Here is a 12,643-nt window from a genome sequence, read left to right on the forward strand (position 1 = left end):
TCATCCCTCCTTAATTTAAGTGATTGATATATTGATTCATACCTGCACCACCAGTAACACGAATTCTTGGTAATCTTAGTACATCCATACCAGGATGTATTTTACCAAACTCTGTCGTAAATGCAAGTTTTGTTCCTGAATCTTTCATAATAGTAATCGCATTTTCATTTACATCACCAAAAGGATAACAATAAACAAATCCACCATCAACATATTCATAAGACTGAATTGTATCAGCCACTCCATCATCATACCCTACACACATAAGGCGACCACCATGTCCCATACCAGAACACCCACCTTGATGCATTAAGAAACTATGACTTTGAAGTTCAATACCTTCTTCTCGCATTTCCCAAAGTTCATAAGGTAATGTTGGATCCATCCAACCACCAATAATAAACATTGTCGCATTGATTCCATATTCTTTTAGAATTGGATATGCATATTTATAAACAGACTCATGACCATCATCCATTGTAAATCCATAGCTTTTAGCAGGAACTTGTGCACGGTCTTCCATAAAATATTGTATCTCACGCATTGTTAATGAAGTGAATCCATTATTCACTAAATACTCTGCTTGTTCTCTTAATTCATTAACTTCAACATAATTCACATCAAGTCGCGTTTCACCAAGTGATTCATCATAGAAGAAGTGATACATCATCACCGGAACTTCAGTTGCAAGTTCTTTTTGATTCTCTTCAACCGCTCTTTCCATTACTTCTTTTACATCACTTTCTGGAATATAATAAATTCCGTTTTGAATGAGTACACCATATCTTGGGTCATCACTACTTGGTTTTACATAAACTTGATAAATATCTGCTAGTGAACTATTGGCTTGTAACTGACCATAACTATCTTCAATACGGTACGTATCATTCGTAGTTAAAGCTAATGCATAAGGTACTAGGTGAGTTTGATTTTTAAACCATCTTTCACTATTTGCTACATCACTTTGTTTTACATACCAATCTGTTCCTTGTACTGGAATCACATCTGCAACAGCATCTTGATCAGCAATATCCAAATAAGTATTAGCTTCAAAGACTCCTGCCTCTGTCAATTTTCCATCAGTAAGTTTAAAAATTGGAGTTTGACTTGTAGTTTTAACTTTAATATTTTTGTACTCATTGCTTACGGATTGTACATCTTTATTTATTGGTTGATTTGGCTCATCTTTATTTTCTTTTGATGAACATCCCGCCATACTAATGAGGCAACAAAACCCTAGAGTAAGACCTAGGATTTTGATGATGTTAATTCTTTTCAGTGAAGTCAGCATCGACAACATTGTCATCGTTAGCACTTGTATTTGCTTGTCCTTGATCTGGACCTGCTTGTCCTTGTGCTTGTTGTTGATACATTGCTTGAGCCATATCATTTGCTGCTTTTTCTAATTGTTCCATTTTTGATTTCAATGTTTCAATATCATTTGCATCAATTGCAGCTTGTAATTCATCACGTAATTTCTTTACTTCTTCTTTTTGTTGTTCTGTAACATTTGCATTATCAGTCTTTAATGTTTCATCGATTTGATTAATGAATTGTTCAGCTTTATTTTTAATTTCTATTTCTTCTTTACGTTTTTCATCTTCAGCCTTGTGTTCTTCAGCTTCTTTTACCATCTTTTCAATTTCAGCATCACTTAATCCATTAGAACCAGAAATCGTAATTGATTGTTTTTGGTTATTACCTTTATCTAATGCAGAGACATGAACAATACCATTTACGTCAATATCAAATGTAACTTCGATTTGAGGTACACCACGACGAGCTGGTGCAATTCCACTTAATTGGAAATTACCAAGTGTCTTGTTGTCATTAGCCATTGGTCTTTCACCTTGTAATACATGAATATCAACAGCTGGTTGGTTATCTGCAGCAGTAGAGAATACTTGTGATTTTGATGTAGGAATTGTTGTATTTCTAGGAATAAGAACAGTCATAACTCCACCCATTGTTTCAATACCTAATGATAATGGTGTAACGTCAAGTAATAAGATATCCTTAACATCTCCCGAAATAACTCCACCTTGAATTGCAGCACCCATTGCAACTACTTCATCTGGGTTAACTGATTTGTTTGGTTCTTTACCAAGTTCTTGACGAACAACTTCTTGTACAGCTGGAATACGTGTAGATCCTCCAACTAATAGAACTTGATGAATATCATTCTTTGTTAAACCTGCATCACTTAGTGCTTGACGAACAGGTCCTACTGTACGATCAACAAGTGATTTAGTCATTTGATCAAATTGAGCACGTGTTAATGTTGTTTCAAAGTGTAATGGTCCATTAGCTCCTGCACTAATAAATGGTAAACTAATTTGAGTTTGTACTACACCTGATAAATCTTTCTTCGCTTTTTCAGCAGCTTCTTTCATTCTTTGTAAAGCCATACGATCTTGTTTTAAATCAATTCCGTTTTCTTTCTTGAATTCAGCAGCCATCCAATCAACGATAACATTATCAAAGTCATCTCCACCAAGTTTGTTGTCACCTGCTGTTGATAATACTTCAAATGTACCATCAGCTAAGTCTAGGATAGAAACGTCGAATGTTCCTCCACCTAAGTCAAAGACTAATACTTTTTGTTCTGTTTCTGTTTTATCAATACCAAATGCTAAAGCTGCAGCAGTTGGTTCATTAATAATACGTTCAACTTCTAAACCTGCAATTTTACCTGCATCTTTTGTTGCTTGACGTTGTGCATCATTGAAATAAGCAGGAACTGTAATAACAGCTTTATCTACTTTTTCTCCTAAATATGCTTCTGCATATGTCTTCATGTATTGAAGAATCATTGCACTAATTTCTTGTGGTGTATATTCTTTACCTTCAAGTGTTACTTTTTCATTTGTACCAATTAAACGCTTAATAGAACTTACTGTATCTTTGTTTGTAACTACTTGACGTTTTGCAGCATCCCCAACGATTCTTTCACCGTTTTTAAATGCCACTACTGATGGAGTTGTACGATTTCCTTCAGGGTTTGTTATAACTTTTACTTCTTTTCCTTCCATAACTGCTACGCAGCTATTTGTTGTACCTAAGTCAATACCAATAATTTTTGCCATATAATTTTTCCTCCTATTCGCTAACCTTTACCATGCTAGCACGCAATATGCGATCTTTTAATTTATAACCTTTTTGTAATACTTGTGTAACCATTCCTGGCTCAACTCCATCTACATGCTCAGCCATTAGAGCTTGATGGAAGTTTGCATCAAATGGTTGTCCTTCAGCCTCAATTTCTTCAACGCCTTCTTTTTGTAAGGCATGAATCAATTGATTGTAAATCATTTCAACACCTTTACGATAACTTTCTATTTCTTCTGTAGATGGCGTTTCTAACGCTCTTTCCAAGTTATCAATTACAGGTAATATATCCAACGCAAAACTTTGAATACGATATTTCTTCGCTTGATCAAATTCGCTTTGAAGACGTTTTCTCATATTCTCCGTATCTGCATAAGCTTTTGCATAATCATTTTTTAGAACATCAATTTCTTCTTTTAATTTCTCTACTAATTGATGTGCCTCTTCATGTTTTTTATGTTTGTCATGAGGATGTCCTTCATGTTTTGGATCATGATCATGTTTTGGTTCAACTTCACACTCACATCCTTCATGTTTTGGTCCATGTCCACACCCTTCGTGTTTTTTGTCATGTTCACATTCACAATGCTCCTCGTGAATTTCATGCTCCATTTCGTCTTTTTTCTTATCTTCCATGTTTTCCTCCATTTCCATAGAATTTTTCAATCGTACTTGATACATATTCCAACAGTGATGCGACTTTATCATAATCCATTCTTGTAGGACCTACGACCATAAGTTCGCCTTCTTCACTATCACTAACTCTAAATTTACTTGATACAACAGCTACATCATCAACCCAAACCATTTTAGAACCTTCTTGTGTTTTAACCACTAACTCTTGTGATTGCTTACCAAGTTGGCGCCATAAGGAACGATTATCCAACATTGTCATAAGTTGTTTTAGTTTCTCAATATCTGCAAATTCTGGTTGATACAATAGATTGTTCTTTCCTGAGAAGTAAACATTTTCACTCGCAAATTTCATGAATGCTTTTACAAATGCTTGGAATAACATTTCATGTCTTACAACATTTTCAGCCAAGATTGGCTTTAATGCTTGCATACGTTCAACCACATCATGTATGTATGTTCCTTTTAAACGATCATTCAATATTGAACAACATTGTTCAATATCTTGAATCGAAACATCATCATTGAAATTAAATGTTCTATTCTCTGTATGTCCATTATCAGTAATAAATACACACACAGCACTTCTTTCATTAATTGGAAATATTTTTATATGTTCTAACCGCTGCATTGATGCATCAGGTCCTAGAACTCCGGTTGTTAGATTTGTCATTTGTGACAAGATGTTACAACTTTGCATAATCACTTCATCTAAATTAAGATGATGATTCACAAATAAATCTTGAATAGCTAATTCCATTTTAGGATCTATTTTTGCTTCCAATAGATTTTCACAATAGAACTTATACCCAAGTGTACTTGGTATTCTTCCACTTGATGTATGTGTTTTTTCCAAGTATCCTAATTCCTCTAGAAATTGCATATCATTACGAATTGTTGCACTAGAATATGGTAAATCATACTTTTCCATTAATGTCTTAGAACCAACTGGTTCAGCTGATTGAATAAACTCATCGACAATTGCTCTAAATATATCAATTCTACGTTGTGTCAGCACTTTTTACCACCTCCATTTAGCACTCATTCTTAATGTCTGCTAATACAATAACACACTCTTTTAGCACTGTCAACAAATGTGTGCTAATTTTTTTCATGATTTAATGTTAATATAAAAAAGCCTTTTTTAAAAGGCTTTTACTCTTCTCCTTGTCTTATTTTGTTTGCTGCAGTTTTACGGTCACGATAGATTAAACTTTGCATACTATCTTGATAAATACGATCAAACGTTTCAAGTGCAACCATGATTTTAGCACTCAATTCAGGCTTTGCTTTGGCAATAAGCACAGAATCTTGAATACATCCCCTTGATATAATCGGCTTATCATCTTCAAAATGTGATAAATACTCATCGATACACTCATTGATCTTATTTGATTTATCCCATTTCGCATTATAAGCAAGTAATCTTAACCCTCGTCCTCGAACATATGAATTCTCATCATGCATCATTTCGATAAAATCATTTACATAGGTGTAAACTTCATTTGAACTCTTACTTACCTCAATTAGTTCTTTTAGTGCTTTATATGCAATGTTTGCATCTTTATCTCTTAGTAATTCGATGTTTTCGCTAATTCTCATTTACTTATCCTCATACAAATATCATACTTCTTTTGTAATCATCGCTCAATGGATATTGACTTTAAATCTCAATGTGATATATTTGTATCATAAAGTGATAAATATATCACATCGGGAGGTTTCTATGTCAAAGAAAACGATTAAATACTTCGTATTGGGTGGAATTGCAGTTGTACTCATGCTTCTTTGTTCTATCGGTTATTCTGTACTATTTAATCAAAGTCGCTTAGTTGAACCTACTGATTTTAATACGTACCATTTTATCATTCAAGATACACCCATGGTTCTTTCTGGTCTCTTCTTATTCCTTTATGTCATTGTGCTTATTTATCAAATTGTAAAAGCGATAGCATCTAAAAAAACAAACGACAATCAACATACACGAACTATTTCACCTAAACTTGGTTATTTAGGTTTTGCAGGATTTATGGGATTTTCTGGATTTTTAACTTATTCTATTGATCATACCTTATTTCCTTTTATCTTCTTTACCTTCTTTGGTTTCTTTGGCTTCTTTTACGAAGGAAAACTGTCAAATATTTTAAGAGATGAACTATTCATATTAAATGAAAAAAAAGCTGAATTATCAGCATACAAGATAGGGTTTATTATTTTATTCTTTATGATTTGGTTAATTGGCATGGGCTTATTTAGAAATAATACAGAATGGATTGCAATCTTCATGGTGATTACTGTTTCCTGTATTTACGCCTTAGTTTTATTCTTAAGTAAATATTTACTCTATAGATATGAAACAAAGGAGTATTAAATCATGGATAATGAATTTACTTGCAATCTAAAAACATATCGCACCCTTGCAGGATTAACACAAGAACAACTTGCAGATTGTGTTGGTGTGCGTAGAGAAACCATCATGCGCCTTGAAAAAGCACAGTACAATCCATCTTTAAAACTTGCGATAGACATATCCAGAGCTGTTAATGCACCTATTGAAGATATTTTTATATTTAAATAAAATTCCTTGCAAAGCACATACTTGCAAGGAATCTTTTTACGTATATCTCATTTAAATTCAAATTGATACAACTCATTTTTATCATCAAACAAATAGCCACACGACTCAAATGTTTTACATGATGGTAGATTTTTCAAATTTGGAAGTGCTAAAACACGTTGTGCATTTGGAAGCGATTCAATCATCTTCGTTAATCCTTGAATAATTTGTTTTCCATATCCCTTACTTAAGAATTGTGTTTCTCCAATTAAATAATCTAAGCTATATGTCCCTTCCAAACTTGTATCACCATGCCATGTCTCACCACTATTTTTTAATTCGTAATATTGGCAAAATCCAATCGGTACATCATCAACTTCTACAATAAAATGATGTAACCAATTATATTTTCCATTTCTTTTTTCAACTTCCTCAATCCAATCTTCAGGATCTTCATACCATGCAGCTACATGTGGTTCTTTTAACCATTTTTTAAATAAATTTATATCTTTATCTTCTAATTTTATATACTTTATCATATCTATTTTTCCAATCTTTATTTAATTTAAATTTGCTATCTCCAAGGTTTTTTAGAATCCAACCAACCTTGCTCTTTCCAATGTTTCGATTCATCAGAAAAGTAGTCTTCTTTTTGTTTTGCTTTTACCATTAAATTAAACATAAACTTAATATATAAGCTGGGTTGTTTTACTTTCGAATCTTTAACTTTCTCTGATAATCTTTTCATATCCTTTTCAATCTTAATTTTATTCTTTTCACTTACTTCTTCCCAATTACCCGCTTGAATGCCAAGAGCATACGTGTAGACATTAGGAACTCCCCAATATTTAAGCGTTCTCTTTACTGGTTCAATCGCTTTTGACATCCCAGCCCCAGCTGCCGTTGAAACAACGATGGCTTTTTTTAAGAACATACTTTTCCTTGGGCGATGTGGTATCCAATATTGATAAAACAAGTCAATGAAAGCTTTCATTGGGGCAGATGGCGCCATGCAATACGTAGGTGTTGTTAAAATTAATATCTCTGCTTCTTCCATTGCATCCATAATGACCTTCTTTTGATTATAAAAAGGACATTTTGATTCATCTTGTATACAAGCTAAACAACCCGTACAAAAATGATTTAAATCTTTGGGTAAGAAAAACTCTGTTATTTCATTTTCTTGCGTTATTTTTTCACACAGTATTTTCCCAATATGATATGTAGATCCTTTATGATTTTGACCGTTAATCATTACAACTTTCATGCTATTTCTCTCCCTTAATAATGAATCAATTTCTCTTATCCCTTTTTCTAATTTATCACAATACATTTATATCATTAAATTCATATTTAAAAAAGAGTTCTATAAAAAACTTACAATTTACTCTATCCATTGTCATACGACTTAAGGTATTTGTCAAAAATGATTTCTTTTAGTAATAGAAAAATGTATGCAATAGATTCTTGGTACTATCTGCATGTAGAGTAAGAATTTTTCTCAACTAAATAATAAACGCCAATAAAATCAAAAGATACGTCCACAACGTATTCTTTTTCATATTTGTATAAATCAATCCAAAAAGGATTGAATAAATCATAACTGCCATTGCTGTAGATAACGATCCTTTTGATAAGTAATGAACAATCCCCCAAGTAAAACAAAGAACAAGTCCACCATAAGGAACACCCTCTCTTTGTTGAAAGTTTTCTTCAAAGAAAGCTTGTCCACATATTAATATAAGTAAAACTAAACCAATTTCCACAAAGTAATATAGATATTGAAACAGAAATAGAATAAAACTCTTACTTTGAAATTCTGCCATGATTTTTAATGTGTGCCAATCATAATAATTCATTCCAATACAGATAATCACCAAAATTATACTTACTACAATCCCTTTATAACTAGGTTTTGTGTAATTGAATACATCGAATTTTTTTACCTTCTTCAAATCAACAATGATATATACAATCATACCTACCCACAAAAACATCGTAGCTACCCAATGAATAATTTTTTGAAGCGAAGAGTATTGACTCGTGATCGTCCCACTAAAAATAAAGGGTTCAACAAAAAGTAATAATCCCATTTCTAAGCCCAGCCCCAAGAATGCAAGCATAGCATAATTTAAATAATCCCATTTGATTCCTTTCATATTTCCTCCAACACTATTTTTAAACTTTATATTTTAGATAGCTTTTTTATCTGCCTAAATATTTACTTTAATAAATATTACTGACTTAGTAAGATTACTTTTCAATAATCTGTTCAATGAGTTCAATTGTTTTATTCAATCCATCCTCTTCTTTAATTTCCTTAGAAATTCGAATGCAATTTTCTACATACTTTCCGTAGTTTTCATCCAAATCATTGATTCTTTGTACAAGATTTTCTTTTGTAAGATCGCCAATCAAAATTGGTTTTGGCGTAACATTCAATTTAACTAGTTTTTGTGCGAATCCAACTTGATCTAATACATGAGGAATACAAATCGATGGAATTCCATAAATAAGACTTGATGCTGATGTACCAAAGCCACAATGATGAATGACTGCATATCCTTGTTTAAATAACCAACTATGTGGTACTGACTCTATCGCAAGCATTGTTTCAGGAAGAGAAATATGTTGTAGTGACTTCTTAAACCCTTGAATGATTGCTCGTTTATTAGTAGTCGTAAATGCCTCTATAAAACAATTCAGTTTATCCACTTCTTCTTTACTCTCAAATGACATAGCACCTAGAGCTAATATAATTGGTTTATCTCCATTATTTAAAAAGTGCTCTAAATCTTTCGATGGTGTAAATAACTCATCATCTAAAAACCAATAACCAACTACTTTATTGCTACTAGCCCAATAAGGATTTGTTTCTTGCATTAAGTGACTAATTGGAATTAAATTTAACTCTTTAGACATTACTTGATCCATTGATTTTACTTTCTTTAAATTATACTTTTTTCTTATTTTATTATAAGGCTTTGCCATGACAGGATTAATTATCAATGCAATTAATTTTTCTTTCATTGTTTTTTCTTTTTTTACTTCTGGTAGCATTTCAGTTTGAAGTGTTACATTGATTGTGTTAATACCTAGTGCTTCTGCTTCCGCTGCTCCCATTTGACTATGCGTAACAACAATTAAATCCTTCTCTTTACAACACTCATAAATCTCATTTGATGATTGCTCAATAAGTTTAAATACAAAATTCATTGTCTTTAACATACTCATCATTGGATTTTTACTATTGCCTCTTATTTTAGATGCCTCAATTTCAATATCGACATCAAGTCCTATCGATACAAATGTAACTCCTTGTTTTTCAACAAGTTCCTTCCAACAAGGATGTGTACCTAATGTAACACTCATCCCCTGCTTCATAAGTGCCTTTGATAATATAAGATAAGGTTGAACATCTCCCCTTGTCCCCATTGTAAACATAGCAATTTTTTTTCATGTAAATTCCTCTACTCTTCGGTTGTATGCTGGTGAAATACTTGTTTACCTAGCAAAGTAATTGCCTGCTTTGGACATTGATTTATACAACGATAACACATTGTACATTGATTTGAAGCAATTGCTTTATTATTCTCTAGACTGATATTTTTCATAGGGCATAACGCAACACATAAACCACATCCAATACAATCATCACTTATTTTTAATTTACTTGAATATGATTTTGTCTTACTCAAAAAGTAAAGCCGTTGACCAAAACAACCTAGCATTGTTGAACCAAAACTCATTCCTTGTTGTGGATAGTGGTTTTCTTTAATTTGTTCTGCTATTCTGTTTACTTTTGTTGTCGCTTCATTTATTATTTTTTCAATTTCTTTTGGTGTATGTTTTAATAATTTTTCATCACTTATGCAATCTGGCATTTTAAAATGAACACCACCTATAGGAATTGCACCATAACTTTTTAGAAAACGTGTTAATCTACCACTACCATCACCACTAAACAATCCCATGGTCGCAATAACAAATACTTTTTTACAATTCCATATTCCTGAATTGTTATGAATAAAATCAACTAGAATTTTTGGTATATTGCTATATTGAACTGGATAACTTATATAAATGGTTTCTGCTCCTTGAATTTCAAGTATGGACTTAGGATCTTCAATAGAAAACATTTCTATTTTAGGACTTATTTTATACAATAATTTTTCTAAACAATATTTTGAATTACCCGTCCCACTAAAATAAATACCCACACTTGTCTTCATGCATTTTCCTCTTTCTAAACATCATTAATATTGAAATACCTTTAATTATTTTTTTTACTCTCCAATGCTTGAATTGTTTGGATAGCAAATTTACCTTGAACAACTGCAACAGGAGTACCTCCTGGTGTCATTTGCCATTGACTAGCAAGGATGATGTTTTTTATTGGCAATTCATTATTCATAATCATCATTTGTTTGTTGTTGGGTGTCATCGCATAGGCCATAAATGATCCTTTATATGCATTAACATAATTCACATAGGTTTTTGGCGTTACAACATCCAAATCCTCTAATTCTTCCATTTCAGGAATGAGATTCACTATAATTTCTTTGAACTTATCTGATATTTCTTGTTTAAACGCTTTGTATTCTTCTTTGCTCATTTTTTCTATTTGATTGTATTGGTCTTCATTTGTAATAAGATTTACTTGTACGACTGTTTTTCCATTTTGAATAAGAGTTGGTTCATAACCAAAGTGTTTTATTCCAATACTTGTGTAAGATTCATTTAAAACAGTATATTCGTTTGTCTTATAAAATGAAGTTTGAGCTATTCTACTTAAATCAGCATTTGTTCGATAAATTGCTGTTATTAAACTGCAAGTAGGATTCTTTATTTTATCTTGATCACGTTTCATCATTTCACTAATTTCATACTTATTTTTTAGAAGATGCTTAGTTAGATAATGAAGATCTAAAGCACTGACAATATAATCCGCATTGTATACAGTTCCATCGCTCAATTGAACTCCACTTGCTACATCATTTTCTACTAAAATTTCATCAACATTGCAGTTCAAATTTAGTTTTCCACCCAATGCTTCATATTTTTTAGTAACTCTTTCAATCAGTGGTTTTGATCCCCCTGATGGTACACCACTATTTTTGATCATTAACCCACCTAAAGTAGCGAGTAAAGAGGAAGTACTGTAGTTACTTGGAATCATTGAATTAGTAAAAAAGAATTTTAATTCTTCACTTTCAAACTGTTGTCCAAATTCTTCAATAGAAAGTGTTCCATACTCCTTCATCACTTTGATAAGAGGAAGCATTTTCATTCCATAACTTAAACCTTCCATCATTGTCCATAAATGAAAAGGTTTCTTAGAAGGAACAGATCCACAATTCATAGACTTCTTAATATTTTTTATAAATTTCTTTAGTATTTTTTTATCATTTGGTGTTGCGTATTGATCAAGTTCTTTCTCCAATTTAACTAAATCTGTCCACATGTTAATTTTGTGACCATTGATATTTACTTCATAGAAAGTATCACCATCATATATTGTAACCGTATCATCTAATGCGCCTATTTCGTGCCAGATTTTATTTAGATCACCTTTCTTGGATTCAGTTAACCAATGAATACACCCTTCGATATAACTACCTTTTCGTGTCCATCCTGTACATAGACCTCCTGCATAATTATTTTTTTCAACTATTTCTACTTCATATCCAGCTTTTCTTGCATAGATTCCTGCAGATAATCCTGCAAGTCCTGCTCCAATAATAATTATTTTCATAACTAACACCCCTGTTCCTTTTTATATAAAGACATTAATGCATTAAATTGATTGGTAAGTCGATTCGCAACTTCATCTTCATCAATGTGTACAAGATCAAGATTTAAGGCACAAGCTAAACCATAAGTATAGATTGCCATTTCCAAATGATATTCAGCTGCTTGTTTTTCTGTGAGTTGATATACATCCGTTAAAATGTATCGAATTTGATCAGAGTTTACATCTTCGAATCTGAGTCCTTGTTGATTTTGAGCTTGCATATATAGAAAATTAAAAAGTCCCTTATGTTCTTTTGCAAACTTAACATAGCCCATCCCTACACTTAAATAAGAAGAATACTTACTATTATTAAGATAATAACTCACACAGTCTTTGTATGTATTTTCAGCTTCTACCTTTAGAGCAATTTTTAAATCATCCATACTTTTAAACTCAGAATAAATGGGTTGAGTTGAGCAACTTAAATAATTTGCTATTTTACGAGCATTCAAACTATCAATTCCCTCTGTTTGTACAATGAAAAGCGATGTTTCTAGAATTTTTTCTTTACCAACATGTTTCAATCTAGGCATAATATCTCCTTATATAAC

14 protein-coding genes are annotated in these 12,643 nt (G+C 32.1%); 2 read left to right on the forward strand and 12 right to left on the reverse strand.

Annotated features, from left to right (window positions below):
* Positions 1–10 precede the first annotated feature (10 nt).
* The 5 genes from B5D14_RS06945 to B5D14_RS06965 all read right to left on the reverse strand — a co-directional run bounded on the left by B5D14_RS06945 (position 11) and on the right by B5D14_RS06965 (position 5,343).
* Positions 11–1,306, reverse strand: coding sequence for a polysaccharide deacetylase family protein (locus tag B5D14_RS06945; RefSeq protein ID WP_078711878.1), 1,296 nt, complete (start codon positions 1,304–1,306; stop codon positions 11–13).
* Positions 1,266–3,086: a molecular chaperone DnaK gene (gene dnaK / locus B5D14_RS06950; protein WP_078711879.1), complete on the reverse strand. Its 1,821-nt coding sequence runs from the start codon at positions 3,084–3,086 to the stop codon at positions 1,266–1,268. Before dnaK ends, B5D14_RS06945 begins: the two co-directional genes overlap by 41 nt.
* A 13-nt stretch (positions 3,087–3,099) precedes the next feature.
* On the reverse strand, positions 3,100–3,744 hold the full coding sequence (grpE, locus tag B5D14_RS06955) for a nucleotide exchange factor GrpE (protein ID WP_200804775.1): 645 nt from the start codon (positions 3,742–3,744) through the stop codon (positions 3,100–3,102).
* Complete coding sequence (gene hrcA, locus B5D14_RS06960) at positions 3,734–4,759, reverse strand: heat-inducible transcriptional repressor HrcA (protein WP_078711880.1); 1,026 nt, start codon at positions 4,757–4,759, stop codon at positions 3,734–3,736. The genes grpE and hrcA overlap by 11 nt, the downstream gene beginning before the upstream one ends.
* A gap of 137 nt (positions 4,760–4,896) precedes the next feature.
* Positions 4,897–5,343 (reverse strand): hypothetical protein, encoded by a 447-nt coding sequence (locus tag B5D14_RS06965; protein ID WP_078711881.1) that lies wholly within the window; start codon positions 5,341–5,343, stop codon positions 4,897–4,899.
* 124 nt (positions 5,344–5,467) lie between these two features.
* On the opposite strand from B5D14_RS06965, the gene B5D14_RS06970 reads away from it, so the two are divergent.
* Positions 5,468–6,112 carry a DUF2178 domain-containing protein gene (locus B5D14_RS06970; protein WP_078711882.1) on the forward strand — a complete coding sequence of 215 codons (645 nt, stop codon included), beginning with the start codon at positions 5,468–5,470 and terminating at the stop codon, positions 6,110–6,112.
* A 3-nt stretch (positions 6,113–6,115) separates the two neighbouring features.
* Complete coding sequence (locus tag B5D14_RS06975; protein ID WP_078711883.1) at positions 6,116–6,319, forward strand: helix-turn-helix transcriptional regulator; 204 nt, start codon at positions 6,116–6,118, stop codon at positions 6,317–6,319.
* A 47-nt stretch (positions 6,320–6,366) separates the two neighbouring features.
* Here B5D14_RS06975 and B5D14_RS06980 read toward each other — a convergent pair whose 3' ends face one another.
* From B5D14_RS06980 to B5D14_RS07010, 7 genes are all read right to left on the reverse strand, one after another.
* Positions 6,367–6,837: a GNAT family N-acetyltransferase gene (locus B5D14_RS06980; RefSeq protein WP_078711884.1), complete on the reverse strand. Its 471-nt coding sequence runs from the start codon at positions 6,835–6,837 to the stop codon at positions 6,367–6,369.
* A 35-nt stretch (positions 6,838–6,872) separates the two neighbouring features.
* On the reverse strand, positions 6,873–7,565 hold the full coding sequence (locus B5D14_RS06985; RefSeq protein WP_078711885.1) for a flavodoxin family protein: 693 nt from the start codon (positions 7,563–7,565) through the stop codon (positions 6,873–6,875).
* Between the two features lie 238 nt (positions 7,566–7,803).
* Positions 7,804–8,457 carry a hypothetical protein gene (locus B5D14_RS06990; RefSeq protein ID WP_078711886.1) on the reverse strand — a complete coding sequence of 218 codons (654 nt, stop codon included), beginning with the start codon at positions 8,455–8,457 and terminating at the stop codon, positions 7,804–7,806.
* 94 nt (positions 8,458–8,551) lie between these two features.
* On the reverse strand, positions 8,552–9,742 hold the full coding sequence (locus tag B5D14_RS06995; RefSeq protein WP_078711887.1) for a glycosyltransferase: 1,191 nt from the start codon (positions 9,740–9,742) through the stop codon (positions 8,552–8,554).
* A gap of 26 nt (positions 9,743–9,768) precedes the next feature.
* Positions 9,769–10,530 (reverse strand): EFR1 family ferrodoxin, encoded by a 762-nt coding sequence (locus tag B5D14_RS07000; RefSeq protein ID WP_078711888.1) that lies wholly within the window; start codon positions 10,528–10,530, stop codon positions 9,769–9,771.
* 41 nt (positions 10,531–10,571) lie between these two features.
* A complete protein-coding gene (locus tag B5D14_RS07005; protein ID WP_078711889.1) occupies positions 10,572–12,053 on the reverse strand; it encodes a phytoene desaturase family protein in 1,482 nt (493 codons plus the stop codon).
* A gap of 2 nt (positions 12,054–12,055) precedes the next feature.
* A complete protein-coding gene (locus B5D14_RS07010; RefSeq protein ID WP_078711890.1) occupies positions 12,056–12,625 on the reverse strand; it encodes a TetR/AcrR family transcriptional regulator in 570 nt (189 codons plus the stop codon).
* Positions 12,626–12,643 lie beyond the last annotated feature (18 nt).

The sequence above is a fragment of the Anaerorhabdus furcosa genome, assembly GCF_900167375.1.
Lineage (GTDB): Bacteria > Bacillota_I > Bacilli_A > Erysipelotrichales > Erysipelotrichaceae > Anaerorhabdus > Anaerorhabdus furcosa.